Consider the following 656-nt stretch of genomic DNA (forward strand, 5'->3'; position numbering starts at 1 on the left):
GCTAAGATTATCGAACTTGCTGAAGCTCTGGATTCTTACATTCCAGAACCACAACGTGACATCGACAAGCCGTTCCTACTGCCAATCGAAGACGTATTCTCAATCTCTGGCCGTGGTACAGTAGTAACTGGTCGTGTTGAGCGTGGTATTGTTAAAGTGGGTGACGAAGTTGAAATCGTTGGTGTTCGCACTACGACTAAAACAACGTGTACTGGCGTAGAAATGTTCCGTAAACTGCTTGACGAAGGTCGTGCAGGCGAGAACTGTGGTGTGTTATTACGTGGTACTAAGCGTGATGACGTAGAACGTGGTCAAGTATTGGCTAAACCAGGTTCAATCAACCCACACACCACTTTTGAATCAGAAGTTTATGTTCTGTCAAAAGAAGAAGGTGGACGTCACACTCCATTCTTCAAAGGCTACCGTCCACAGTTCTACTTCCGTACAACTGACGTAACCGGTACTATCGAACTGCCAGAAGGCGTAGAGATGGTAATGCCTGGCGACAACATCAAAATGGTAGTGACTCTGATTTGCCCAATCGCGATGGACGAAGGTTTACGCTTCGCAATCCGTGAAGGTGGTCGTACAGTTGGTGCTGGTGTAGTAGCTAAAATCATCGCTTAATCGCGACAGAGATTAGTTTGAAAAGGAAG

Annotated in this window: 1 protein-coding gene; it reads left to right on the forward strand. The window is 46.2% G+C overall.

Annotation, left to right across the window (positions count from 1 at the left end; genetic code table 11):
• A partial coding sequence (locus Q4Q57_RS22065; RefSeq protein WP_311892041.1) for an EF-Tu/IF-2/RF-3 family GTPase occupies positions 1-627 on the forward strand: 627 nt, incomplete at its 5' end.
• Between the last annotated feature and the right edge of the window lie 29 nt (positions 628-656).

It is taken from the genome of Shewanella sp. SP2S2-6 (genome assembly GCF_031931965.1).
GTDB classification, from domain to species: Bacteria; Pseudomonadota; Gammaproteobacteria; order Enterobacterales; family Shewanellaceae; genus Shewanella; species Shewanella baltica.